We start from the raw sequence: 24,867 nt of genomic DNA on the forward strand, positions 1-24,867 counted from the left end.
GCTCAAACTCGCTTCGCTCAAACAGTCGCGAGCCCTGATCCGCGCACCGCTGCGCTGCTCGGCGGTGCCTCAACGGCCGGCCCGGGGCCTACCGCCCACCGCCGTGGACACGTTGGGGTTGCATTGCTTCGCTGGAAGCGMAGGGGGGCTCGCACACCCCCGAAGCCCGGCATGCGGTGCGGGACGGGCGATCCCCTCTGCGCCGCTGAGGAGCGCAGCTTCAGGCGGATAAGGGCCGCGCGTGTTTGAGCGAAGCGAGTTTCGCGCGGACCCCGCCTGAAGCGAGCACCGCAAGGCAGCCCGAAGGGCCGGCGCAGTGGGGTCGACTGGCCCGTACCGCATGCCGGGCGCCCCCAACGAGCGAACAAGCCGACGCAATCACGCTTCGCGCCGCTTCGGCTCCGGCTTCGACTCCGCTTCTCGCACCGGCAGCGTCAGCACCTCATGCCGTTCGCGCGAACGCGCCAGCACAGGTGCCAACGCAACGCCCGTGTGCGTGCCCAGCTTCACCACGTCTTCCGGCGGCGCGGCCGCCACCACGCGTCCACCTCCATTGCCGCCTTCGGGCCCGAGATCGATCAGCCAGTCGGCTTCGGCGATGACGTCGAGGTCGTGCTCGATCACGACCACGCTGTGGCCGCCGTTGACCAGCCGGTGCAGCACGTGGATCAGCTTCTCGACGTCGGCCATGTGCAGGCCGACCGTCGGCTCGTCGAGCACGTAGAGCGTGTGGGGCGCCTTGTTGCCGCGTCGCGTGACGTCGTCGCGCACCTTGCTGAGTTCGGTCACCAGCTTGATGCGCTGCGCCTCGCCACCCGACAGCGTCGGCGACGGCTGGCCCAGCGTCAGGTAGCCGAGCCCGACGTCCTTCAGCAGCTGCAGCGGATGGCTGATGTTCGGCATCGAGGCGAAGAACTCGACCGCCTCGTCGACTTCCATCTGCAGCACGTCGCCGATGCTCTTGCCGCGCCAGCTGACCGCCAGCGTCTCGGGGTTGAAGCGCGCGCCGTGGCAGACCTCGCACGCCACCTTCACATCCGGCAGGAAGCTCATCTCGATGGTGCGCACGCCCGCGCCGTCGCAGCCCGGGCAGCGGCCCTCGCCGGTGTTGAAGCTGAAGCGTGCAGGCCCATAGCCGCGCGCCTTGGCTTCGAGCGTGTCGGCGAACAGCTTGCGGATCGTGTCCCAGAAGCCGATGTAGGTCGCCGGGCAGCTGCGCGGCGTCTTGCCGATCGGGGTCTGGTCGACCTCGAGCACGCGGTCGATGGTCTCGTAGCCTTCGACCGCGCTGCATCCCACCCATTTCGGATGCTTGCCCGCGGCATCGGCGTCGCGTCCGGCCTTGGTCATGCGCTGCACCACCACCGCATACACGTTGGCCAGCAGCACGTCGCGCGCCAGGGTCGACTTGCCCGAGCCGCTGACGCCCGTGACCGCCACCAGCCGGTGCAGCGGCAGCGAGACCGTGACGTCCTTCAGGTTGTGCAGGTCGGCGCCGCGCACGCTGAGCCAGTCCGGCGCGCCGGGCTCGGGCGCCGGCACGTTGCGCCGGGCCTGCAGCGGGTGTTTGATCGCATCGCGCAGGTAGCGGCCGGTCTGCGAGTCGCCCGCGCCCTGGATGTCCGCGACGCTGCCTTCGGCCACCAGCCGGCCGCCGCGCTTGCCCGCGCTGGGACCGATGTCGATGATGTGGTCGGCACGCCGGATCGTGTCCTCGTCATGCTCGACCACCACCAGCGTGTTGCCCTTGTCGCCGAGCTTGTGCAGCGCGTCGAGCAGGATCTGGTTGTCCCGCGCATGCAGGCCGATGGTCGGCTCGTCGAGCACGTAGCACACGCCCTGCAGGTTGCTGCCGAGCTGGGCCGCGAGCCGGATGCGCTGGGCCTCTCCGCCGGAGAGGGTGGGCGCGCCGCGGTCGAGCGTGAGGTAGCCCAGTCCGACCTCTTCGAGGAATTCGAGCCGGCTCTTGATCTCGGGCACCAGGTCGCGCGCGATCTCGGCCTGGCGGCCGCTGAGCGCGATGTTCTCGAACCAGATGCGGATATCGGTCACGCTCATGCGCGCCAGCTCGGTGATGCCGATGCCACCGCCTTCGCCGAACAGCACGGCGCGCGCGGTCGCGTTGAGCCGCGTGCCCTCGCAGGTCGGGCATGCCACGTCGCCCACGTCTTCGGCCTCGGGCTCGGCGAAGGTCTGCTCGCGCCCCTTCTGGTCGTCGGCCATCACCGAGTCGTCGTAGACCTTGCGCTGCTCCTTGGTCAGCTTGACGCCGGTGCCCACGCAGTCGGGACACCAGCCATGCTTGCTGTTGTAGGAGAACAGGCGCGGGTCGAGTTCCGCGTAGCTGGTGCTGCAGACCGGGCAGGCGCGCAGGGTYGAGAAGACCTGGGTACGGCCGATGCCGGCGGTCGGTGCGCCGGCCATCATCGCGCCGCGCAGGCCGGTGAGTTCGCTCAGCACGTGCAGCACGCCCTTGCCATGCTCCAGCGCCCGGGTCAGGGCCTGGCGCAGCTCGGTCTCCCGCGCCGGCAGCACATCGAGGCTGGCCACCGGCAGCTCGATGCTGTGCTCCTTGAAGCGGTCGATGCGCGGGAAGCCCGTGGTCGGCAGGAATTCGCCATCGACCCGCAGATGGGTGAAGCCGCGCGGCCGGGCCCAGTCGGCCAACTCGGTGTAGACGCCCTTGCGGTTGCTCACCAGCGGCGCCAGCAGGCCGATGTGCTGGCCCTTGAAGTTCTTCAGCAGTTGCGCCGCGATGCTGTCGGGCGTCTGCGGCTGCACCGCCGCGCCGTCGTGGATGCAGTGCTGGATGCCGAGCTTGACGTACAAGAGGCGCAGGAAGTGCCACACCTCGGTGGTGGTGCCGACGGTGCTCTTGCGGCCTCCGCGCGACAGCCGCTGCTCGATCGCGACCGTGGGCGGAATGCCGTAGACCGCATCCACTTCCGGCCGTCCCGCGGGCTGCACGATGCTGCGCGCATAGGCGTTGAGCGATTCGAGATAGCGCCGCTGCCCTTCGTTGAACAGGATGTCGAAGGCCAGCGTGGACTTGCCCGAGCCGCTGACGCCGGTGACCACGCTGAACTTGCCGCGCGGGATGTCGACCGAGAGGTTCTTGAGGTTGTGCTCGCGCGCATTGACGATCTGGATCGCATCGCGGCCCGGCGCCGGCTGCACCCTCGCCGCGTAGCTGCGCGCGGCACGCTCCGCTACCTTGTAGGCACCCGGCCCGACCGCGAGTTCGTAGTCGGCCAGCGCCGCACCGGTCAGCGAGGCGGGGTTCTCGCGCACCTGCTCCGGCGTGCCGACCGCGACCACCTGGCCGCCGCCCTCGCCGCCTTCGGGCCCGAGGTCGATCAGCCAGTCGCTGGCGCGGATCACGTCGAGGTTGTGCTCGATCACGACCAGCGAATGGCCGGCGTCGAGCAGCTTGCGCAGCGCCCGCATCAGGCGCGCGATGTCGTCGAAGTGCAGCCCGGTGGTGGGCTCGTCGAACAGGAACAGCGTGCCCTTGCGCGCCAGCGGCTGCTTGCTGGCGCTGCCGCTCTTGGCGGCTTCGGCCAGGAAGCCCGCGAGCTTCAGGCGCTGCGCCTCGCCGCCGCTAAGCGTTGGCACGGGCTGGCCCAGCTTCACGTAGTCGAGGCCGACATCGACGATCGGCTGCAGCACGCGCTGCACCTCGCGGTCGTTGTCGAAGGCCGCGGCCGCTTCCGCCACCGTGAGGTCGAGCACGTCGGCCACGTTGAGGTTGCGGTCCGCGCGCTCGATCGTCACCTCGAGGATCTCGGGCCGGTAGCGCTTGCCGTCGCAGTCGGGGCAGCGCAGGTAGACGTCCGACAGGAACTGCATCTCGACATGCTCGAAGCCCGAGCCGCCGCAGGTCGGGCAGCGGCCGTCGCCGCTGTTGAAGCTGAACTTCGAGGCCGTGTAGCCGCGCTGCCGCGACAGCGCCGCCGTGGCGAAGATCTCGCGGATCGCATCCCAGGCGCCGACGTAGCTCGCAGGATTGGAGCGCGCCGTCTTGCCGATCGGCGACTGGTCGACGAAGACGACGTCGCTCAGGTGATCGGCGCCAAGCATGCGGTCGTGCGCGCCCGGGCTTTCGGTCGCCTTGCCGAAGTGGCGCATCAGCGCCGGCGCCAGCACGTCCTGCACCAGCGTCGACTTGCCCGAGCCGCTGACGCCGGTGATGCAGACCAGCCGCGAGAGCGGCAGCTCCACCGTGATGCCCTGCAGGTTGTGCTCGCGCACGCCCTCAAGAATGAGGCGCGGCGTGTTGTCGCTCACCATGCGCCGGAAGCCCATGCCGATCTGCTTGCGCCCGCCCAGGTACTGGCCGGTGAGCGTCTCGGCATCGCGCAGCGCATCGGTGCTGCCGTCGAACACGATCTGCCCGCCGCGCACGCCGGGGCCGGGCCCCATGTCGATCACGCGGTCGGCGGCCAGCATCACGGCCGGGTCGTGCTCGACCACCACCAGCGTGTTGCCGGCGTCGCGCAGCCGAAGCATCGCCTCGGTGATGCGGTTCATGTCGCGCGGATGCAGGCCGATGCTGGGCTCGTCGAGCACGAACAGCGTGTTGACCAGCGAGGTGCCGAGCGCCGTCGTGAGGTTGATGCGCTGCACCTCGCCGCCGCTCAGCGTGCGGCTCTGGCGGTCGAGCGTCAGGTAGCCGATGCCGACGTCGTGCAGGTAGCGCAGCCGCGTCGTGATCTCCTCGAACAGCAGCTTGAGCGCCTGCACGTCGCCTTCGCTCGCCGTGCTGCTGTTGCCGTGGCTTTCGATGCCGTCGAACAGGCGGCGCAGCCGCTCGATCGGCAGCAGCATCAGGTCATGCAGGCACAGGCCCGGCAAGGCCTCGAGCTGCTCGCGCGACCACTTGGCGCCGACCGGCATGAAGCGCTTCGCGGGGGCGAGCACCGCGTCGGCGTCCTCCTTGCTGCCGATGCGCCACAGCAGGCTCTCGAGCTTGAGCCGCGCACCGGCGCAGGTCGGGCACGGCGTATAGCTGCGGTACTTCGACAGCAGCACGCGGATGTGCATCTTGTAGGCCTTGCTCTCGAGGTAGGCGAAGAAGCGACGCACGCCATACCACTGCTGGTTCCACTTGCCCTTCCAGTTGGGCGAGCCCTCGATCACCCAGGCCTGCTGGTCGGGCGTGAGCTTGTTCCACGGCGTGTCGCGCGGGATGCCGGCCGCCTCGGCGTGGCGCATGAGGTCGTCCTGGGCCTCCTTCCAGGCGGGCGTCTGGATGGTCTTGATCGCGCCGGCGCGCAAGGTGAGCTTTTCGTTCGGGATCACGAGCCCGAGGTCGACGCCGATCACGCGGCCGAAGCCGCGGCAGGTCTCGCAGGCGCCGACGGCCGAATTGAACGAGAACATGGAGGGGATCGGGTCGGCGTAGCGGATGTCGCTCTCGGGGCAGTGCAGGCCGGTCGAAAACTTCCACATGTCCGGCGCTCCGCCCTCATCCGGAGCCAGCGCATACACCGTGAGCCGCCCGCTGCCGCGCTTCAGCGCCACCTCGATCGCCTCGACCACGCGCACACGCTCGGCCCCGGCGATGCGAAAGCGGTCGGCCACCACGTCGAGCACCTTGCGCGGACCGGTCGGCGTGGCGACCTCGCGCTCGGCCTGCACGCGCGTGAATCCGCTGGCGGAGAGCCACTGCGTCACCTCGTCGGCCGAAGTGCCGGCCGGCAGCTCGACCGGAAAGGTCAGCGCCACCCGCGGATCGCCGGCCGCCGCGGCCCGCGCCACCAGTTCGGCGTAGATCGAATCCGGCGAATCGTGCCGCACCGGCAAGGCCGTCTCGCGATCGAACAACTGGGCCGCGCGCGCGAACAGCAGCTTCAGGTGGTCGTTGAGCTCGGTCATCGTGCCGACCGTCGAGCGCGAGGATCGCACCGGATTGGTCTGGTCGATCGCGATGGCGGGCGGCACGCCCTCCACCTTGTCGACCGCCGGCTTGTCCATGCGGTCAAGGAACTGGCGCGCATAGGCCGAGAAGGTCTCGACATAGCGCCGCTGGCCTTCGGCATAGAGGGTGTCGAACACCAGGCTCGACTTGCCCGAGCCGCTCGGCCCGGTGACCACCGTCATCTCGCCGGTGCGGATGTCGAGGTCGAGGTTCTGGAGGTTGTGCTGCCGTGCACCGCGAATCCGGATGGAGCCCTGTGTCATGAATGCCTTGGGGGTGGGGCAGACATTCTAGGAACTCGGCCCGACCTTGGCTTGCTAAAGGACAACCGGATACAGGCGCCCCGAGTTGCCCCGGATTTCTGTGGAGGCTGTGCGTGGCGCCGGGACGGCCCCCGCGAAACGCAAAAACGGCGCGGCTTTCTGCTGGTTTGCCTGCAAATGAGGCATCCGCGATCACCACCCCTCGAAACAGATGGAGATCGGGAGATCGCCGACATTCTCGAAAATCGCAACAACCGGGCCATCCTGGAGCGATGGCGCGATCTGTCCCTACCGGATGGTTGGCTGGTCGCCGGCTGCCTGTTTCAAACGGTGTGGAACCAGCGCCATGCGCCGAACGGCCTTTCGCTGCTGTACGACGGCCTTTTGACGATGAACCCGCTGGTGCCGCATCGCGATCTGTTCCACGAGAAAGTCGCGTCGTATCGCGCGCGCTGGGCGTGGCTACAGATTCAGCCGGACCATCTTCAGCGCGACGCGCCCCTCACTGCATCAGCCGGATATTCGCGTCCTTGATGATCTTCGCGTAGATCTCCGAGTCCGTCCGCAGCACCTTCTGGAACTCCTCCGGCTTGCCGCCCGCCACCTGCAGGCCCAGCGACTCGATCTTGGCCGAGACATCGGGCAGGCGGAGGATGCGATTGATCTCTTCCGAGAGTTTGTGCACCAACGGTGCCGGGGTGCCAGCCGGCACGAACACGCCGAACCAGCCGTAGGGATCGAAAGAGTGATAACCCAGCTCGGCGAAGGTGGGCACATCCGGCAATCCGGGCATGCGCTGCGTGCCAGTCACCGCCAGGGGGCGCATGGACTTCAGGTGCGGCCGGGCGCTCGCGCTGTCGATGAAGGCCGAGGCGAGCTGACCGCCGACGAGGTTCGTGACCAGCGGCGCAGCGCCCTGGAATGGCACGTGGACCAGGTCGATGCCGGCCTGCATGTTGAGCAGCGCGCCCTGAATGTGCGCCGAGGTGCCGGCGCCGTAGCTGCCGAAGTTGTACTTGCCGGGGCTGGCCTTCACCATGGTGATGAAGTCCTGCAGGTGCTTCGCGGGCGAATCCAGCGGCACAGCGAACAGGCTCGGGCTGCGCGCGATCATCGCGACGGGTGCGAAGGCCTTCAGCGGATCGTAGGGAAGCTTCTCCATCAGCGGCGGCTGCTGGATCAGCGCGGTGATGCCGATGAGCAGCGTGTAGCCATCCGCCGGCGCCTTGGCGACAAACTGGTTGCCGATGGTGCCCCCGGCGCCGGGCCGGTTGTCCACCATCGCGGGCTGCCCCCAGGCTTCCTGCAGCTTTTGACCGATGGTGCGCGCCAGCGTGTCGGTGGCGCCGCCCGCGGGATAGGGCACGATCAACTTCAGCGGCTGGCTGGGGTAGGCTGTCTGTGCCAGCACTGGCGCGACCAGCAGGCACGCGAGGCCGGCGGCAACGCAGAGCCTTCGCATCATCGATGTCTTCATGGGCTTGTCTCCTTGATGAAAGATGGGAAAGTGAGCGCGCCGCCTCGGCACCGGATCGGGGGTGGTGCCGGGCAACGTCGTTTTTTTCAAAGCGCCTCGGCAGTGCCAAGGATCGCGGTCGCCTGGCTGGACAGCATCCCGCCGTTGCCGTGCGCGAGTGCGGTGCGCGCGCCGGCCACCTGGCGGTCGCCACCTTCGCCGCGCAACTGCCGCACGGCCTCGATGAGCGCGAAGATGCCGTACATGCCGGGATGCACGCAGGACAGGCCGCCGCCGTTCGTGTTGACCGGCAGCCTGCCGCCAGGCGCGATGGCGCCGTCGGCGACAAAGCGGCCTCCTTCGCCCTTGGGGCAGAAACCCAGGTCTTCGAGGAACAGCAGCGTGTTGATGGTGAAGGCGTCGTAGAGCTGCACCACGCCCATGTCCCCCGGCGCAAGCCCCGCCATGGCGAAGGCCTCGCGGCCCGACTGGCTGGCCGCCGTGACCGTGAGATCCGCCATCGAGGAGATCTGCCGGTTCCACACCGCCGTCGCATTGCCCAGCACGTAGACCGGCTTCTTCGGCAAGTCCCGGGCGCGCTCGGCGCTCACCAGCACATAGGCGCCGCCGCCATCGGTGACGAGGCAGCAGTCGCGCACCGTCAGCGGGTCCGAGATCATGCGTGATGCCATCACGTCCTCGCGCGTGAGCGGATCGCGCATGAAGGCTTCCGGGTTGAGCCGGGCCCAGGCACGGGCCGCCACCGCGATGTCGGCAAGCTGCTCGCGCGTGGTGCCGAACTCATGCATGTGGCGCGATGCCGCCAGCGCATAGGCGGACACCGGCAGCATCGGCTCGTAGGGATGCTCGTAGGGCTGCGGATCGAGAAAGCGGCGCGCCGCGACGATCTCGCGCCGTCCGAAGGCGGCGCTGCGTTGCGCGCTGCCGTAGCAGACCAGCACGGCGCTGCACTGGCCGGAACGGATCGCGTGCATCGCGGGCAGCAGGTGCGCGATGAAGCTGCTGCCGCCCAGCATGGTGCCGTCGATGTAGCGCGGGTTGAGGCCGAGGTACTCGACGACCGGCAAGGCCCACATCGCGGCGGAAGCGCTCGCGGTGCACAGTCCGTCGATGTCGGCCATGGTCAGGCCGGCATCGGCGACGGCCGCGCGCGCAGAGCGGGCCAGCAGTTCCATGTCCGTGAAGCCCGGCTGCTCGCCGCAACCGAAGGTTGCGACCCCGGCGATGGCGGCGCTGCCGCGCAGTGCCCGCAGTCCGGCGCTCATGACGCAGCTCCCTCGATGGCATCGAACAGCACGAGACCACGGCCGTCCTTCGATTGCACCCGTGCCTTGACGCGCTGGCCGATGCGCACTGCGCCGGGCGCGAGATTGTCGACACGGCTCATGAGCCGCACGCCCTCATCGAGCTCGATCAGGCTGACGTTGAGGTCGCCGCCGTCGGCCGGTTTGCGCCGCACGGCCGTCACGGCATGCACGGTGCCGAGGCCGGCGGGCGTCGTCCATTCGAGCGTCGTCCCGCCGCAGTGCGGGCAGTGCTCGCGCGGGTAGTACACATGGCGGCTGCAATCGGCGCAGCGCTGGATGAGGAAGCGGCCGGCATCCAGCTCGCCCTGGTGGAAAGCCTGCACGCCGGTGGTGGCGTCGATCGGGGTCTGGCTCACTGCGCTCGCTCCTTGTTCATGGGCCACTGGAAGGGCAGCGGCTGCTTGTCGAGAAAGCGGTTCACCGCATCGCGGTGCTCCGTGGTGCCGAAGGCCAACGCCTGCGCATTGGCCTCGGCGTCGAGCATGGCGGCCAGCGCGCCCGCGTCGCCCGTGGCGCGCTTCACGAGGCTCACGGCCAGCGGCGAGGCACCGGCGAAGCTGTCGGCCAGGGCCAACGCGCGCGGCACGAGCTGCGCGGGATCGTGCAGTTCCATCACGATGCCGAGTTCGCAGGCTTCGATGGCGCCGACCTCGCGCGCCGACAGCATCAGCTCCCGAGCCCGCTGGGCGCCCACCACGCGCGGCAGCGTGTAGAAGGCACCGCAATCGGGCACCAGGCCGAGCTTCAGGAAGGACATGCAGAAGCGCGCTCGCGGCGTCGCGAGCACGAAGTCGGCGGCCAGCGCCAGGCTGAAGCCGGCGCCATAGGCGGTGCCATCGACGGCCGCGATCACCGGCTTGTCCATCAGGATCAGGTCGCTGAACCAGCGCTGCGTGTCCTGCATGCGGGCGCGCCAGCCGGCGTTGCCGAGCTCGGCCTGCGCAATGCCGCGCAAGTCACCGCCCGAACAGAACTGCCCGCCGGCGCCGGTCAGCACCAGAGCGCGCACGTCGGAATCGCCGCGCGCCTGCGCGATGGCCCGGGCCAGGTCGTCTCGCAGTGCGGGGGTGAAAGCGTTGCGGTTGGACGGCGTGTCCAGCGTCAGCACGGCAGTGCTGCCCTGGCGCTCGTAGCGAATGGCCGTGAAATCGCTCATGATCGTTGCTCCTGGCCTGCGGCGCGGTGCGCTTCCTGCAACTCGCGCCAGAGGATCTTTCCGGTGCCGGACTTCGGCAGGCTGTCGATGAACTCCACCAGCCGGGGCGCCTTGTAGACCGCCATGTGGTCGCGGCACCATGCCACCACATCCTGCTCACTGACGTTCCCGCGCTGCTGCGGCTTCAGCACCACCAGCGCCTTGACGGTCTCGCCGCGCCTGTCGTCCGGCACCGCGATGACGCAGGCCTCGTGGATGGCCGGATGCTCGTACATCGCGTTCTCCACTTCGGTGGGCCACACCTTGTAGCCGGAGGCGTTGATCATCCGTTTGAGGCGGTCGCGCAGGAAGAAGTAGCCCTCCCCGTCCATCGAGGCCAGGTCCCCGGTGCGGAAGAAGCGCTGGCCGCCGATGTCGATGAAGGCGTCGCGATCCGCCGCCGGATTGCGCCAGTAGCCCTTCATCACCTGCGCGCCGCGCGTGACCAGCTCGCCGACTTCGCCGGGCGGCAGCTCCTCCAAGGTGACCGGATCGACGATGCGCGACTCCACGCCCTGCGTCGGCATGCCAAGGCACTGGCGCTTGCCGCGCGCGGGTGGATTGGCATGCAGGAAGGACGCTGTCTCCGTCAGGCCGTAGGCCTCGTTGTAGGTGAGCCCGTAGCGCTGCGAGAGCATGGCCGCGACCGCCTCGGGCATCGCGGCGCCGCCGCCGGACAGCAGGGCCAGGCTGGACAGATCGCGCCGCTGCGCCTCGGCATGCGAGAAGAGATCGATCACCATCGCCGGCGGCGCCGACCACGCGGTCACCGCGTGGCGCTCGATCAGGCGCGCCGCCATCGCGGGATCCCAGCGCGGCATCATCACCGCCGTCGCGCCCAGGAAGATCGTCAGGTTCATGCCGTTCTGCAGGCCCAGCATGTGGAAGAGCGGCGCGACGGCCAGCGTCACCGTCTCCACGTGCACCTGCTTCCACACGGCCGAAGCGGCCAGCGATGCCAGCAGCGTCGCATGCGTGTGCATGCAACCCTTGGCGAGGCCGGTCGTGCCGGATGTGTAGGGCAGCACGGCCAGATCGTCCGGCGCGGCGGGGAGTGCGTCGGGGACCAGGCCGAGCGCGACCGCCTGCTCGAAGCCATGCAGCGCCGCGTCGTCCAGGCGCATGCGCGGCGCCGTGACCCAGTCGGGCAGTTCGTCGCCATCCGCCTGCGCGCCAACGGCATCCGCGTAGGCGTGGACCAGCACCGCGCGCAGCGCGCCCTCGCCCTCGCCCAGCGTCAAGGTCGGGAGCAGGTCCTGCGCCGCGATCGCGACGCGGGCCCCACTGTCGGCGGCGTAGTGGCGCACCTCGGATGCCTTGCTCATGGGGTTCACCGGCACCACCACGGCACCCGCGCGCAGCACGGCGTAGAAGGCCGTGACGAACTGCGGGCAGTTCTGGCTCGCGAGCAGAACGCGATCGCCCGGCGCAACGCCCATGCGCTGCCGCAGGTAGGCGGCCAGCGCGTCGACACGCTCCCGCAACTGCGCATACGTGGTCGTCGCGCCGCAGTAGACGATGGCCGGCTTGTCCGGGTAGCGGCGCGCCGCCGTGTCCAGGTACTCCGGCAGCGTCGCGCGCGGCACGCGCAACTCCCGCGCGACGCCCTTGGGCCAGAAGCGCAAGTGAGGCGCGGCGCTCATTGGGCAACCTCCGTGCTTCGCACTTCGGTGCGAGCTTGCTTGGAGCGGTCCGGCGCGGGGCTCATTGGGCAACCTCCGTGCTTCGCACTTCGGTGCGAGCTTGCTTGGAGCGGTCCGGCGCGGCGCTCATGGCTTCTCCAGGGCCCGGGCGATGATCTCCTTCATCACCTCGTTGGCACCGCCATAGATGCGGCCGACGCGCACGTCGGCATAGAGGCGCGCGATGGGGTATTCGTTCATGAAGCCGTAGCCGCCGTGCAACTGCAGGCACTCGTCGACGATGCGGCAGCAGGCGTCGGTGGTCCACCACTTGGCCATCGCCGCGGTCGGCACGTCCAGCTCGCCCACCATCAGGCGGGCGATGCAGTCGTCGACGAAAGCGCGAGCCACCTGCGCCTGCGTCTCGCATTCGGCCAGCTTGAAGCGGGTGTTCTGCATCTTCAGCAGCGGCTGGCCGAAGACCTGGCGGTCGCGCACATAGGCCACGGTCTCGGCGATCGCGCGCTGCATGGTCGCCACCGCGCCGACCGCGATCAGCATGCGCTCGCGCGGCAATTGCTGCATGAGCTGCGCGAAGCCGCGGCCCTCCTCGCCACCCAGCAGGTTGTCGGCGCCGACGCGCACGTCGTCGAAGAACAGCTCGGTGGTGTCGAGCGTCTTCTGGCCCATCTTGTCCAGCAGCGGCCCGCGGCGGAAGCCCGGGGCGCCCTCGGTCTCCACCATCAGCAGCGAGATGCCTTTCGCGCCGCCGGCCGCATCGGTCTTGGCGGCCACGCAGACGAGGCCGGCATGCATGCCGTTGGTGATGAAGGTCTTGTTGCCGGTGATGCGCCAGGTGTCGCCATCGCGCCGCGCCTGCGTGCGGATGCGCTGCAGGTCGGTGCCCGCGCCGGGCTCGGTCATCGCGATGGCCGCCACGAGTTCGCCGGTCGCCATGCGGGGCAGCCAGCGGCGCTTCTGCTCCTCGGTGCCGTAGGCCAGCAGGTAGTGGGCGACGATGCCGCTGTGCACGTTGTTGCTGAAGCCCTGCGCCATCGCACGCATCTGCTCCTCGCAGATCACCGCCTCGTGCAGGAAGTTGCCGCCGCCGCCGCCGTATTCCTCCGGGATGCTGGCGCACAGCAGCCCGGCCGCGCCGGCCTTGGTCCAGATGTCGCGGTCCGCGTGGTGCTGCGCGCGCCAGCGAGTCTCGTTGGGAACGCACTCGCGCTCGAAGAAGCGACTTGCGCCGTCGCGCAACATCTCCAGCTCCGGCGTCATCCAGGCGCGGGTCGCGTTCACGGCCTTCCGCCTCCGCAGACCAGCACCTGTCCACTGACGTAGTTCGATTCCGGGATGCAGAACATGTAGACCGCACCGGCCGCTTCCTGCGGCGTGCCGCCGCGACCCAGCGGGATCAGGGCTTCGGCGTTCTTCAGGATCTGCGGATTGACGCCCACCTTGATCTTCCGGCCCTCGACGTCGATGCTGGCGCCGGCAGTGGCATCCGCTTCGGTCAGGCGTGTCTTGATCAGGCCGAAGGCGACGCTGTTGACGTTGACCTTGTAACGGCCCCATTCCTTGGCCATCGCCTTGGTCAGGCCGTTGATGCCGGCCTTGGCGGCCGCGTAATTGGCCTGGCCCGCGTTGCCGTACACGCCGGAGGTCGACGAGATGTTGACGACCTTGCGGAACACTTCGAGGCCTTCGTCGGCCTCGCGCCGTGCAGCCTCGCGGATGAAGCCCGACGCCGCGCGCAGGATGCGGAAGGGCGCGGTCAGGTGCACGGCCAGCATAGCCTCCCACTGCTCGTCAGTCATCTTCTGCACCACGTTGTCCCAGGTGTAGCCGGCGTTGTTGACGATGATGTCCAGGCCGCCGTAGGTGTCAATGGCCGTGCGCACGAAACGGTCTGCAAAGCCGCTTTCGGTGACGCTCCCGACGCAGGCCGTGGCGCTGCCGCCCGCGGCCACGACGTCGCTGACGGTCTGCCGGGCCGGTTCGGCGTCGAGGTCGTTGATCACGACGCGCACGCCTTCGCTGGCCAGCTTGAGCGCGATCTCGCGCCCGATGCCGCGGCCGGAGCCGGAGACCAGGGCGACCTTGCCTTCGAGTTTGCGGTTCATATGTGTCTCTCTCCTGTGGTCCGTGATGTCAGTCAGTTCCAGGCGACCAGCGCCTCGCCGCTCAGGCGGGTGGTGCCTTCCTGGTTGGCCGTCGCGATGTTCAGCCGCACGCAGCGCTGGCCTTCGCGTTCGAATTTCTCGGTGATCCTGCCGGTGCAGGTGATGTGCTCGCCCACGTGGCTGATGGAGGCGAAGCGCACGTCCAGCGACCGGATGGCCGATTGCGGAACCCAGTGCGTCAGCAGCCGCCCCAGCCAGGCGGCCGACAGCATGCCGTGCGCGAAGACGTCCGGCATGCCCGCGGAACGTGCGAAGTCGGTGTCGACGTGAATCGGGTTGTGGTCGCCGGAGGCGCCGCAGTACAGCGCGAGCGCGAGCCGGCTGATCGCCGGCAGCTCCAGCGCAGGCAGCGTGTCGCCCGGCTCCAGCGCGTTCCAATCCGGCAGGGTCGTGGTGGTCATGGGCAGGGTCTCGTTCATGTGTTGCGCACCACGGTCACGCAGCGCAGATCGGCCACCGGCTCGTCGCGCTGGTTGGTCACACGGGTCGTCCGCACGACGAATTCGAGCGCGCCGTTCTTCTTGTCGTAGATGTCGGCAATGCGCTGCTGGAAGGTCAGCGTGTCGCCGGCATAGGCCATCGCGTGGTAGGTGAAGCCCTGCTCGCCGTGCAGCAGGCTGCGGTAGTCCATGCCCAGCAGCTCGCGGATGGCGGCGGGATCGGGCGCCTCCATCTCCAGGCAGAACAGGAAGGTCGGCGGCACCGGCAGGCCGGGATGTCCCGCCGCGCGCGCGGCGGCTTCGTCGATGTAGACGGGATCGGTCTGGCCCGTGGCCTTGGCGAAGAAGCGCAGGCGGCCCTTTTCGACCTCCACCTGGAAAGGCGGGAGCGTGTGGCCGATGTGGCGGCGATCGATCATTGGTCTCAAGCTGCCTGATAGAGCGTGATGACGCAAGCGCCGCCGAGGCCCAGGTTGTGCTGCAGCGCAAGGCGCGCGCCTTCCACCTGCCGTTGCTCGGCCTGGCCGCGCAGTTGCCACACCAGTTCGGCGCATTGCGCGAGCCCGGTGGCGCCCAGCGGATGGCCCTTGGACAGCAAGCCGCCGGAAGGATTGGTCACCACGCGGCCGCCGTAGGTGTTGTCGCCCTCGACGATGAAGCGCTCCGCCGTGCCCTCGGGCGTGAGGCCCAGCGCCTCATAGGTGATCAGCTCGTTGGCGGTGAAGCAGTCGTGCAGTTCCACGACGTCCAGTTCCTCCGGGCCGATGCCCGCGTCGTCGTACACCTGCCGGGCCGCGGCGGCGGTCATGTCGTAGCCGACCAGCTTGCGCATGTCCTTGCTGTCGAAGGTGGTCGAGGTGTCGGTGGTCATCGCCTGCGCCGCGATCACGACGCGCATGTCCAGTCCGTGCTTCTTTGCGAAGTCGGCCGAGCAGACGATCGCCGCGGCCGCGCCGCAGGTGGGCGGGCAGCACTGGAAGCGCGTGAGCGGGTCGAACACGGGCGCCGAGCCCATCACCTCGTCCAGCGTCAGCGTCTGGCGGAACACCGCCAGCGGATTGCGCGCCGCATGCTGCCGCGCCTTCACCGCGATGCGGCCGAAGGTGTCGCGACGGATGCCGTGCTGCGCCATGTAGTCGCGGCCGGCGCCACCGAAGAACTGCGCCGCGCGGGGCGCCTCGGGGACGAAGCCCTGCTTCTGCGTCATCACGTCGGCGAATCGCGCCATGGGCGACGGCCGGTCGTCGTAGGCGCCCTTGAGCGCGCCGGGCTGCATCTGCTCGAAGCCGAGCGCGATGGCGCATTCGACCATCCCGCTTTCGACCGCCTGGCGCGCGAGGAACAATGCGCTGGACCCGGTGGAGCAGTTGTTGTTGAGATTGAAGACCGGAATGCCGGTCAGGCCGACGCCGTAGATGGCCGCCTGGCCGGCGGTCGAATCGCCGTAGACGTAGCCGACGTAGGCCTGTTGCACCAGGCTGTAGTCGACACCTGCGTCGTCGAGCGCGAGTTGCGCGGCGCGCGCACCCATCACGGTGTACGGGTCGCTGGCGCCTGGCTTGGTGAAGGGGATCATGCCCACGCCGATCACGTGGACGGGGCGATGCATACGCGTCATGGAAACTCCTGTGGGTGCTCGTTGCGATGGAATCAAGTCTCGGCCGGGGCCGGCGCTTCAACAATCGCGGATTGGGCCAAACCGATTGGCCTAAACGCTCACGCGGGATCGCGGAAGCGGAAGGTGCCCATCGCGCGCGCCGCCACCTCGCCGCTGGCGTCGGTGACGGTCGCCTCGCAGAAGCACACCGAGCGCCCGCCGCCCGTGGCACGCCCGTCCGCCAGCAGGCGCCCGCTGGTGGGCCGCATGAAGGCGATGTGCATGTCGACCGTGACGACCTCCCGGGCATAGGCCACGCGCGAGAGCGCGGCATGCGCCATCGCGCTGTCGAGCAGCGTCATCAGCACGCCGCCGTGGCCGCTGTCGTGGTTGTTCAGCAGTTCGGGGCGCAGTTCCAACGACACCACGGATTCGCCTGCGTCGGCGCGCTCGACACGCAGGCCGATGTGCTCGGAGAAAGGGACGTAGCGCTGCGGGCCGCTGCGCGGCTTGTCGCTTTCCTGCGTCGTCGTTCTGGCGAGATGCAGGCTCATGCCGTCTCCCGCTTCGATGCGGCAGCCGCCGCGGTGAAGTCGCGCGGGCCGGTCAACGCGAGTCCGCCGTCGACCGGAATGATCGCGCCGGTGATGTACGAGCCCCAGTCGCTCGCCAGCAGCATCGCCATGCGGCTGATGTCTTCGATGCGGCCCAGCCGCTTCAGCGGCACGCGCTGCGCCATCGCCTGCATCGTGTCGTCGGTGGGCGCGAGGCGCTTCAATCCCTCGGTGTCGGCGATCGGCCCGGGGACGATGGAGTTGATGCGGATGCCCTGCGAACCCCACTCCAGTGCGAGCACCTTCGTCAGCATGTCGACACCCGCCTTGGCCGCGCAGACGTGGGCCTGGAAGGGCGTGGGGATGAAAGCCTGCCCGGCGGAAATCTGCACCACGCACGCGCCCGGCTTGCGCAGGTGCGTGTGCGCCAGACGCGCCACGTTGAAGCTGCCCAGCAGGTCGATGTYGACCACCGTCTTGAAGGCGTTGGGCGACATGTCGAGCGCACCGGCGAGGAAGTTGCCCGCTGCGCCCGAGACCAGCACGTCGATGGGGCCGAAGCGTTCGGTGGCCTGCACGAAGGCGCGTTGCAGCGCCTCTGGCTGGCGCACATCCGCCGGAATGCCCATGGCCTCGGTCCCGAGGGATTCGAGCTGCTGCGCAGCCGTCGCCACCTTGTCGGGCGACCGGCTCAGCACCGTGATGCGCGCGCCGGCGCGGGCGAAGGCCTGCGCGATGCCGAAGTTGATGCCGCTGGAGCCGCCGGCCACGAACAGGTGGCGACCCTTGAAGTCGAAAGCTGAGAAGTCCATGGTGTTCATCACTCCGGTTTGAAGCCGAGTTCGCCCAGCATCCGGGCGTCGCGCTCGAACTGCGCCTTCGCGTAGGCGGCGTAGGCGTCGCCGTCGATCCACTTCGGCTGCATGTCGAACTGCTCGAGCTGGTTGAGGTAGGCCGGGTCGGCCGATGCCTTGCGAAAGGCCGCGGCCAGGCGCGCGGCGATCTTCGGGTCGAGGTTCTTCGGCGCCACGAGGCCGACGGGCGACGCGATGACGAGGTCGTGGCCGAGCTCCTTCACAGTCGGCACGCCGGGGTAGCGCTTCAGGCGCTCGGCAGTGAAGGTGGCCAGGAGCTTCACCTTGCCGCCTTGCACCTGCGGGCCGAAGCCGGGGTCGCCGTACACGTCGAGGTGGTGGCCGATCAGCGCCGTGAAGGCTTCGCCRCCGCCCTTGAAGGGCACCATGTTGAAGGTCGTGCCGTTCATGCGCGCGAGCCGCTCGCCATAGATTCGGTTGATGCTGGTGGCGCCCACGGTGCCCCAGCTGATCGCGCCGGGGCGCTTGCGCGCATCGGCGAGCAGTTCGTCGAGCGTCCTCCACGGTGCGTCGCTCGCCACCGCGACGCCGGTGGCCATGCCGAAGAGGCCGGCCAGGTAGGTGAAGTCGCGCAGCGGGTCCCAGTTGACCTTGTGCAGCAGCGGCGCGCGAATCACCGAGTTGTGCATCACGGCCAGCGTGTAGCCGTCGGATTCGTTCATCAGCGCCACCGARCCCGGGCCGGTGATGCCGCCGGCGCCCGGCCTGTGCATCAGCACGATCGGTTGCCCGAGATCGCGCGAAGCCACGTCGGCCAGCGCGCGGAACATCGGATCGAAGGAGCCGCCCGCGGGGAAAGGCATCACCAGCGTGATCGGCTTGCTGGGGAACGGCTCGGCCGCGAAAGCGGCGCCTGCTGCCGCGGCGGCGCCGAGCGCGAGCAGCGCGCCGACGGCGGTGCGCCGCTGCAATGAACGGATGGGTGGTTTCATGTCGTCTCCTGGAGTTCGGGTTGGCGGTTCAAGAGACCTGCGGCAGCGGCAGGTAGCGGAAGGAACCCTGGGCCTGCGCGACGACGCGCCCGCCCGCATCCGTGACCGAGGCGCGGCACCACGCGACGCTCGCGTCGTGCTGCACGACTTCACCGTCCGCGGTGAGCCGGCCGCGGCCCGGTTCGATGAAGCTCGTGTTGAGATTGAGCGTGACAGCCGTGCGCGCGAAGTCGAACAGCGACACGGCGGCACTGGCCATGACCACATCGAGCAGCGTGACCACCACGCCGCCGTGCACCGCGCCGATGACGTTGCCGAGTTCCGGCCGCTCGTCGATGACGAGCCTGGCGCGGCCGGCCTCGGAGAACTCGCGGCGAGCCTCCAGAAGCCGCATGAAGGGCACTCGGCCGAACAGTTGGCGGCGGTCTTCGCCCGTGACCGGCGTCACGCGCGCACCCGTTCGCGCAGCACGTTCTTCAGCACCTTGCCGGCCGCCGACATCGGCAGCTCGCGCAGGAAGGTGATGGCGCGCGGACACTTGTAGCCCGCCAGGCGCTCGCGGCACCAGGCGCGGAGCTCGTCGGCGGCGGCCGTGGCGTCGTCGCGCATCACCACCGCCGCATGCACCGCCTCGCCCCAACGCGCATCGGGCACGCCGACCACCGCTGCCTGCACGACCTGGGGATGGCTGCGCAGGGCGGCCTCCACCTCCGCGCAGTACACGTTCTCGCCGCCGGTGATGATCATGTCCTTGAGGCGGTCGACGATGAAGAGATGGCCGTCGGGCAGCATGCGGCCCGCATCGCCGGTGTGCAGCCAGCCATCGCGCAAGGCCGAGGCGGTCGCTTCGGGCTGGCGCCAGTAGCCTTGCATGACCATCGGTCCTCGCACGAGGACCTCGCCCACTTCGCCGCGCGGCAGTTCGTGCCCGCCCTCGTCGGCGACGATGATCTCGGCGCCGAGGCCTGCGCGGCCGACGGCATTCAGCAGGCCGAGCGCACGCGCCTCCGGGCGGTGGTTCGCCGGCAGGTTGATGCACACGGCGCCCGCGGTTTCGGTGAGCCCGTRGGCCTGGAAGAACTCGGCATGCGTCCAAGCGGCCAGCGCGCGATCCAGAAGATCCGGCGGCATCGGGGCCGCACCGAAGGCAACGCGGTCCAGGCTGCGCACGCGCTCGGGTGTGAACGAGGGATCGTCGAGCAGCGACTGCAGCATGCTCGGCACGACGATGATGTCGCTGATGCGGTGCTCCTCGATCGCGTCGATCACCGCTGCGGGACGGAACTGCGCCATCGTCACGCAACTGCCGCCGACGATCATCTGGCCCACCAGGCGGCCCAGCCCGGCCACATGGAACAGCGGCGCCACCAGCAGCGACACCGAGTCCGGCGCGTTGTTGAGCTCTGCGCCCCGTGTCATCGACGCGGTCCAGAAGTTCGCGTGGCTGAGCATCACCCCCTTGGAACGGCCGGTGGTTCCGCCGGTGTAGAGGATGGCGGCCAACGCGTCGCCACCGGTGCGCGTGTCGGGCATCGGATCGAGGCCGGCGCCCTCTTCTTCCAACGCGTGCAGGCGCACCGGCGCGAGCCCGTCGGTGGGCGCGAGCGACGCCAGCGATTCATCGACGAGCAGCAGCGACGCTCCGCTGTCCTGCAGTGCGTACGCCAGTTCGGGCGTGCTCCAGCGGATGTTCAGCGGGCAGGCGACGGCGCCCAACCACCAGCACGTGAGCATGGCCCGCACCAGCAGGTCGCTGTTCGGCGCGAGCAGCGCGACGCGGTCGCCGGGATGGATGCCGCGCTTCGCCAACGCCGCGGCCAGACGGGCCACGCCGTCCACGACCTGCGCATGCGAATGGCGGCGCACCGTGGTGTCGCCGACGTGGGTGAGCGCCGTCCTGGCGGGGTTGCGCTGCAGCGCGCGATGCAAGCCTTGGGTGAGGTACATGCGGCACAGCTTAGGCCGCGACACCCCGCGGATGAATGGCGGGAAGCGCCAAAGGGCTTGGCGAAACCGCTCAGCGTTCCGGGCCGTGCGACAGGCGGTACTCGCCCGGGGCCACGCCGGTCCACTGCTTGAAGGCGCGATGGAAGGTGCTGGCTTCCGAGAAGCCGACGCGATTGGCGATATCGAGCAGCGGCAGCGGCGTGTGCAGCAGGTATTCGATGGCGGCATCGCGCCGCAGCTCGTCCTTGATCTGCTGGAAGCCGCGCCCTTCGTCCCGCAGCCGGCGGCGCAGCGTCTGCGGCGTCACCGCGAGTGCCTCGCCCACTTCTTCCAGCGAAGGCAGGTCATCGCCCAGCCGCTTGCGCAGCAGCCGGCGAATGCGCTCGGTGAGGCTGCTCGTGTCGCGGTACTTCACGATCAGGTTCGCGGGCGAACCGGCGAKGAATTCGCGCAGGCTCTGCGGCGATTGCACCACCGGCAGCGCCAGCCAGCCCGCATCGAAGGACAKGCCGACGTGAGGCTGGCCGTGGCGGACCGGCACCTGGTACACGCGCGATATGTCGGTGGCCGCCTGCTGCGCCGTGTAGTCGACCGCCAGCACCGGGATGCGGCGCGCCACCAGCCAGGAAAAGGCATTGAAGGCCATCAGCATGAAGGCCTTCTGCGCATAGTCCAGCCGCGCATCCGAGGCCCGCTGCAGCACGAACTGGACGTGCGCGCTGCCCTCGCGCAGCGACAGGCGCGGCACGAAGTCATGCAGGAACAGGTGGTACCAGGCGAAGCCTTCGCGCAGCGCCTCGCCGAGCGTGGCGCAGCGCACCAGCTGGCGCATGCACTGGCCGAAACTGCCGGGCGGCAGCGGATGGCTCAGCAGGCCCCACATCTCGTCGCGCAGCTCGCGCCGGAGGGCGCGGATCAGCATGGCGTACTGGCGCTGCGAGATGCGCGCCAGCGGCGACTCCAGCAGCGAGGCAGCGATGCCTGCCCGTGCCAGCACCGGGGCCACCTCGCGCTCGCGATGCCGCATCCCCATCAGGATGCTGTGGACTTGCTGGATCGCAATGGTGTGGTGGGTGAGCGTCATCGGTATCGGCAGCCGCAGGCCGGCCGATGATCAGCCGACGACTCCTGCGTCCCGGAGTATCGCCACGGCCGACGCGTCGAGTCCAGCCTGTCGCAGGATTTCGTCGGTGTGCTCGCCGGCGTGCGGTGCGGGCCGCGGCGCGGATGGCTCGAAGCCGGTCATCTTGAAGGGGCAGCCGAGTTGCACCGGCGCCGCACCGTCGGCAGCGACGCGCATGCCGCGCGCGCGGAAGTGGGCGTGCTCCAGCGCCTCGTCGACGCGCAGCACCGGCGTCACGCATCCGACGCCATCGCGAAACAGGCTGCGCCAGTGCGCGAGCGGCCGTGCGCCGAAGATGGCGGCCAGCTCCGCCCGCAGTGCCGCCTCGGTGGCCGGGTCGCCACTGCGATGCRGGGGCGCGAGGTCCGGGCGCTCCAGCGTGCGGCACAGGTCGTGCCAGAACTTCGGCTCCAGCGCGCCGACCGAGACCTCGCGGCCGTCCGCGGTGCGATAGAAGCCGTAGCAAGCGAGCGCACCGGTCAGCGCGCTGCCGCCGGTCCTCGGGACCTGGCCGTGCTCGTGCAGCGCGGCCAGCGGCAGCACCGCATGCGCGAGCACGCCGTCGGCCATGGCGATGTCCACGTGCCGCCCGCGGCCGGTGCGCGAGGCGTCGAACAGCGCTGCGAGGATGCCCGCCACCGCCGTCATGGTGCCGCCCAGCAGATCGGCCACGGGCAGGTTCGACAGGGCCGGGCCGGCGGCGTTGCCGATCTGGTCGGCGACGCCCGCGAGCGACGCATAGTTCAGGTCGTGCCCCGGCGTGTCGCGCAGCGGTCCGGTCTGGCCGAAGCCAGTGATGCTGCAATAGACGATGCGGGGATTGACGGCCGCCACTGCTTCGTAGCCGGCCCCCAACCGCTGCATCACGCCGGGCCTGAAGCCCTCGACCAGCACATCGGCCTCGCGGCACAGGCGCAGCAGCGTGGCAACGCCTTCAGCCTGCTTGAGGTCGATGCGGATCGCGCGCTTGCTGCGATTGACGAGCGCACGCACGGCCGGGCTCGCGTAGTCGCCGGCGCCGGTGTCCTCGATCTTGATGACGCTGGCGCCGAGGTCGGCGAGATGCATCGTGCCGAGGGGCCCCGGCAGCAGCCGGGTCAGGTCCAGCACGCGCACGCCTTCAAGCGGTGCGCCGGCGGGCGTGGTGGGTGGGGAGTCGATACGGGGTGTCGTCATGAGGCCCCAAATCTAGTCAGCGCGGCATGGCGCGGCAATGGCGGCAGCGGTCGCATCGATTGGCGAAAAGCGTCAGCGCCCGCGCCCGCGCGAAGAGTCCACGGCGCGGGCAGCACGCATCAGGCTTTTTTAGCGCCGCGGCCCGTCAGGCCCCGTTCCCACGCGCGCAGGCCCCGGCCCTACTTCGACGCTTCCCCCGCAGCCGGCGCAGTCGCAGGCGCGTGCATCGAGTCCCCGCCATGCTGCTCCCCCGACATATCCACCTTGTCCCCCGCCTTCATCAGCACGAACAACGCGACAGCCGCAAAGATGGCAAACCCAATCCCGATCTTCCACATGACCAATCTCCTGAACTGAAAAGAAAAAGGCCCCGCACCGCAAAGGCGCGAGGCCCACGAACGCCACCCACCCCATCCGGGGAATACCGCGGAACCGGCTTCGCCGGGCCGCAGGTATTGCCCCCTGCAAGGGGGTGGGCGTCTACACGAAGTGAAAAAGCCTGGGGGTGTGCCTAGTCATTTGCGTAGATGTCCACGTCCTTCGTCTCGCGGATGAAGATCGTGCCGACCACCAGCGTCATGGCGGCGATGATGATCGGGTACCAGAGGCCGTTGTACATGTTGCCGGTGCTGGCCACGATCGCGAAGGCGGTGGTCGGCAGCAGGCCGCCGAACCAGCCGTTGCCGATGTGGTAGGGCAGGCTCATCGAGGTGTAGCGGATGCGGGTCGGGAACAGTTCGACCAGCATGGCGGCGATCGGGCCGTAGACCATCGTCACCAGCAGCACCAGCCAGAACAGCAGCACCACGGTCATGACCTTGTTGATCTTGGCCGGGTCGGCCTTGGTCGGATAGCCCGCGGTCTTCAACTGTTCGGCCACGCTCTTCTTGAAAGCCGCGATCTCCTTGGCCGAACCCTCGTCGAACTTGTGGTTGACCACCTTGCCCTGGGGTGCCGTGATCGCCACCTCGCCGATCTTGACGACGGCGGGCGAGCCGGCCGGGCCGTCGGCGCGCTCGTAGCTCACCGAGTTCTGCACCAGGTAGCGCTTGGCGATGTCGCAGGAGCTGCTGAAGTCGATCTCGCGTGCCACCGGGTTGCCCTGGAACGAGCAGGAACTCGGATCGGCGGTCACGACGACGCCGGCCGTGGCCTGGGCCCGGGCGAGGTCCGGATTGGCGCTCTCGGTCAGCATCTTGAAGACCGGGAAGTAGGTCACCACGGCCAGCAGGCAGCCGGCCATGATGATCGGCTTGCGGCCGATCTTGTCGGACAGCSTGCCGAASACGACGAAGAAAGGCGTGCCGATCAGCAGCGCGGCGGCGATCATCAGGTTGGCGGTGGTCGCATCGACCTTGAGCTGCTGCGTCAGGAAGAACAGCGCGTAGAACTGGCCCGAATACCAGACCACGGCCTGGCCGGCGGTGAGGCCGACCAGCGCCAGGATCACGATCTTCAGGTTCTTCCACTGGCCGAAGGATTCGGACAGCGGCGCCTTCGAGGTCTTGCCCTCGGCCTTCATCTTCTGGAACGCGGGAGACTCCGACAGCGACAGCCGGATCCAGACCGAGATGGCGAGCAGCAGGATCGACACGAGGAACGGAAGCCGCCAGGCCCAATCGGCGAAGGCGGCCTCGCCCACGCCTTCGCGCACACCCAGGATCACCAGCAGGCTCAGGAACAGGCCCAGCGTGGCGGTGGTCTGGATCCACGAGGTGTAGGCGCCGCGCTTGCCATGGGGCGAATGCTCGGCCACGTAGGTGGCTGCACCGCCGTACTCGCCGCCGAGCGCGAGGCCCTGCAGCATGCGCAACGCGATCAGGATCACCGGCGCCGCGACGCCGATGGTCGCGTAGCTGGGCAACAGGCCGACGATGAAGGTCGACAGGCCCATGATCAGGATGGTGACCAGGAAGGTGTACTTGCGGCCGATCATGTCGCCGAGCCGGCCGAACACGATGGCGCCGAAGGGGCGCACCAGGAAGCCGGCGGCAAAGGCCAGCAGCGCGAAGATGAAGGCCGCGCCGGCATCGAGGCCGCTGAAGAACTGGCGCGCGATCACGGGCGCCAGCGAGCCGTACAGATAGAAGTCGTACCACTCGAACACGGTCCCCAGCGACGAGGCGAAGATGACCTTCTTCTCCTCCTTGCTCATGGGCCGGGGAGCGTTTGACGCTCCTCGCGAATCTAGTGTGGCTGCCATGTCGTCTCCTGTAGAAATATCCGCCCACGGCGTGGGACGTGACGCATTCT

Annotated in this window: 21 protein-coding genes; 1 reads left to right on the forward strand and 20 read right to left on the reverse strand. The window is 69.1% G+C overall.

Going from position 1 to position 24,867, the window contains the following annotated elements; translation table 11 throughout:
• Positions 1 to 378: 378 nt before the first annotated feature.
• Entirely contained in the window at positions 379 to 6,183 is a 5,805-nt protein-coding gene (gene uvrA / locus AC1D2K_RS03200) for an excinuclease ABC subunit UvrA (protein ID WP_478086264.1), read from the reverse strand.
• Positions 6,184 to 6,360: 177 nt separating this feature from the next.
• Here uvrA and AC1D2K_RS03205 point away from each other — a divergent pair, with 177 nt between their 5' ends.
• Entirely contained in the window at positions 6,361 to 6,717 is a 357-nt protein-coding gene (locus AC1D2K_RS03205) for a nucleotidyltransferase family protein (protein ID WP_478086266.1), read from the forward strand.
• Here AC1D2K_RS03205 and AC1D2K_RS03210 read toward each other — a convergent pair.
• The 19 genes from AC1D2K_RS03210 to AC1D2K_RS03300 form a co-directional block, all read right to left on the reverse strand.
• Complete coding sequence (locus tag AC1D2K_RS03210; RefSeq protein WP_478086268.1) at positions 6,686 to 7,660, reverse strand: Bug family tripartite tricarboxylate transporter substrate binding protein; 975 nt, start codon at positions 7,658 to 7,660, stop codon at positions 6,686 to 6,688. The two genes, AC1D2K_RS03205 and AC1D2K_RS03210, sit on opposite strands and share 32 nt — an antisense overlap.
• Before the next feature lie 86 nt (positions 7,661 to 7,746).
• On the reverse strand, positions 7,747 to 8,925 hold the full coding sequence (locus AC1D2K_RS03215; protein ID WP_478086270.1) for a thiolase: 1,179 nt from the start codon (positions 8,923 to 8,925) through the stop codon (positions 7,747 to 7,749).
• Positions 8,922 to 9,323, reverse strand: coding sequence for a Zn-ribbon domain-containing OB-fold protein (locus tag AC1D2K_RS03220; protein ID WP_478086272.1), 402 nt, complete (start codon positions 9,321 to 9,323; stop codon positions 8,922 to 8,924). Before AC1D2K_RS03220 ends, AC1D2K_RS03215 begins: the two co-directional genes overlap by 4 nt.
• Positions 9,320 to 10,123, reverse strand: coding sequence for an enoyl-CoA hydratase/isomerase family protein (locus AC1D2K_RS03225; RefSeq protein ID WP_478086274.1), 804 nt, complete (start codon positions 10,121 to 10,123; stop codon positions 9,320 to 9,322). The genes AC1D2K_RS03220 and AC1D2K_RS03225 overlap by 4 nt, the downstream gene beginning before the upstream one ends.
• Positions 10,120 to 11,805, reverse strand: a complete 1,686-nt coding sequence (locus AC1D2K_RS03230) for a long-chain-fatty-acid--CoA ligase (protein WP_478086276.1) — start codon at positions 11,803 to 11,805, stop codon at positions 10,120 to 10,122. The genes AC1D2K_RS03225 and AC1D2K_RS03230 overlap by 4 nt, the downstream gene beginning before the upstream one ends.
• Positions 11,806 to 11,931: 126 nt before the next feature.
• Positions 11,932 to 13,065, reverse strand: coding sequence for an acyl-CoA dehydrogenase family protein (locus AC1D2K_RS03235; RefSeq protein WP_478086307.1), 1,134 nt, complete (start codon positions 13,063 to 13,065; stop codon positions 11,932 to 11,934).
• A 17-nt stretch (positions 13,066 to 13,082) separates the two neighbouring features.
• Positions 13,083 to 13,910 carry an SDR family NAD(P)-dependent oxidoreductase gene (locus AC1D2K_RS03240; protein WP_478086278.1) on the reverse strand — a complete coding sequence of 276 codons (828 nt, stop codon included), beginning with the start codon at positions 13,908 to 13,910 and terminating at the stop codon, positions 13,083 to 13,085.
• A 32-nt stretch (positions 13,911 to 13,942) separates the two neighbouring features.
• A complete protein-coding gene (locus AC1D2K_RS03245; RefSeq protein ID WP_478086280.1) occupies positions 13,943 to 14,371 on the reverse strand; it encodes a MaoC family dehydratase in 429 nt (142 codons plus the stop codon).
• 14 nt (positions 14,372 to 14,385) lie between these two features.
• On the reverse strand, positions 14,386 to 14,829 hold the full coding sequence (locus AC1D2K_RS03250; protein WP_478086281.1) for a MaoC family dehydratase N-terminal domain-containing protein: 444 nt from the start codon (positions 14,827 to 14,829) through the stop codon (positions 14,386 to 14,388).
• A 5-nt stretch (positions 14,830 to 14,834) separates the two neighbouring features.
• Positions 14,835 to 16,019 (reverse strand): lipid-transfer protein, encoded by a 1,185-nt coding sequence (locus AC1D2K_RS03255; RefSeq protein ID WP_478086309.1) that lies wholly within the window; start codon positions 16,017 to 16,019, stop codon positions 14,835 to 14,837.
• A 107-nt stretch (positions 16,020 to 16,126) separates the two neighbouring features.
• On the reverse strand, positions 16,127 to 16,561 hold the full coding sequence (locus AC1D2K_RS03260; RefSeq protein WP_478086283.1) for a PaaI family thioesterase: 435 nt from the start codon (positions 16,559 to 16,561) through the stop codon (positions 16,127 to 16,129).
• Complete coding sequence (locus AC1D2K_RS03265; protein WP_478086284.1) at positions 16,558 to 17,373, reverse strand: SDR family oxidoreductase; 816 nt, start codon at positions 17,371 to 17,373, stop codon at positions 16,558 to 16,560. The genes AC1D2K_RS03260 and AC1D2K_RS03265 overlap by 4 nt, the downstream gene beginning before the upstream one ends.
• Positions 17,374 to 17,381: 8 nt before the next feature.
• Positions 17,382 to 18,368 (reverse strand): tripartite tricarboxylate transporter substrate binding protein, encoded by a 987-nt coding sequence (locus AC1D2K_RS03270; RefSeq protein ID WP_478086285.1) that lies wholly within the window; start codon positions 18,366 to 18,368, stop codon positions 17,382 to 17,384.
• A 28-nt stretch (positions 18,369 to 18,396) separates the two neighbouring features.
• Complete coding sequence (locus AC1D2K_RS03275; RefSeq protein ID WP_478086286.1) at positions 18,397 to 18,816, reverse strand: PaaI family thioesterase; 420 nt, start codon at positions 18,814 to 18,816, stop codon at positions 18,397 to 18,399.
• Complete coding sequence (locus tag AC1D2K_RS03280) at positions 18,813 to 20,315, reverse strand: class I adenylate-forming enzyme family protein (RefSeq protein ID WP_478086288.1); 1,503 nt, start codon at positions 20,313 to 20,315, stop codon at positions 18,813 to 18,815. The genes AC1D2K_RS03275 and AC1D2K_RS03280 overlap by 4 nt, the downstream gene beginning before the upstream one ends.
• Positions 20,316 to 20,385: 70 nt before the next feature.
• Positions 20,386 to 21,399, reverse strand: a complete 1,014-nt coding sequence (locus AC1D2K_RS03285) for an AraC family transcriptional regulator (protein ID WP_478086289.1) — start codon at positions 21,397 to 21,399, stop codon at positions 20,386 to 20,388.
• Positions 21,400 to 21,429: 30 nt separating this feature from the next.
• Positions 21,430 to 22,614, reverse strand: coding sequence for a CaiB/BaiF CoA transferase family protein (locus tag AC1D2K_RS03290; protein ID WP_478086290.1), 1,185 nt, complete (start codon positions 22,612 to 22,614; stop codon positions 21,430 to 21,432).
• A gap of 179 nt (positions 22,615 to 22,793) precedes the next feature.
• The gene (locus AC1D2K_RS03295; protein ID WP_478086292.1) at positions 22,794 to 22,952 is read right to left on the reverse strand and encodes a hypothetical protein; all 159 of its coding nucleotides are present in this window, start codon (positions 22,950 to 22,952) and stop codon (positions 22,794 to 22,796) included.
• 173 nt (positions 22,953 to 23,125) lie between these two features.
• Positions 23,126 to 24,817 carry an MFS transporter gene (locus AC1D2K_RS03300; RefSeq protein WP_478086294.1) on the reverse strand — a complete coding sequence of 564 codons (1,692 nt, stop codon included), beginning with the start codon at positions 24,815 to 24,817 and terminating at the stop codon, positions 23,126 to 23,128.
• Positions 24,818 to 24,867 lie beyond the last annotated feature (50 nt).

It is taken from the genome of Variovorax sp. P1_H12_2 (assembly GCF_056405335.1).